The organism is Pseudoalteromonas sp. GW168-MNA-CIBAN-0100 (genome assembly GCF_040309225.1).
GTDB classification, from domain to species: Bacteria; Pseudomonadota; Gammaproteobacteria; order Enterobacterales; family Alteromonadaceae; genus Pseudoalteromonas; species Pseudoalteromonas arctica.
The window spans coordinates 1-266 of the sequence record NZ_JBEOOL010000643.1; the positions used below are offsets into that span (position 1 = coordinate 1).

The window sequence follows — 266 nt, forward strand, 5'->3', positions numbered from 1 at the left end:
TTTTAATTCTCCGGGAGTTTGTGCACCCCGTAACAGTAACAAGCAAATAATTGCGCGCTGCTGCGCACTAAATTTTAAGCTACTAAACTCGGTGTTACAAAAACGGTGGTCGTATTTATTTACTCGCCCAGAAAGCCCTTCATCAATGGTAACCAGTCGGGCATTTATTAATTCATCGAGTGCAATTTGCACTTCGCTGTCGGTTAAGTTTAAAACCGGTGCACGATTTGATTTTTGATTACACGCATTAGTTAGCGCATTTAACG

The 266-nt window shown here is 41.4% G+C and carries 1 protein-coding gene; it reads right to left on the minus strand.

Annotation, left to right across the window (positions count from 1 at the left end):
- Window positions 1-266, minus strand: a 266-nt coding sequence (locus tag AAEY62_RS22810; protein ID WP_350636698.1) for a DUF480 domain-containing protein, incomplete at both ends; no start/stop codon positions are given.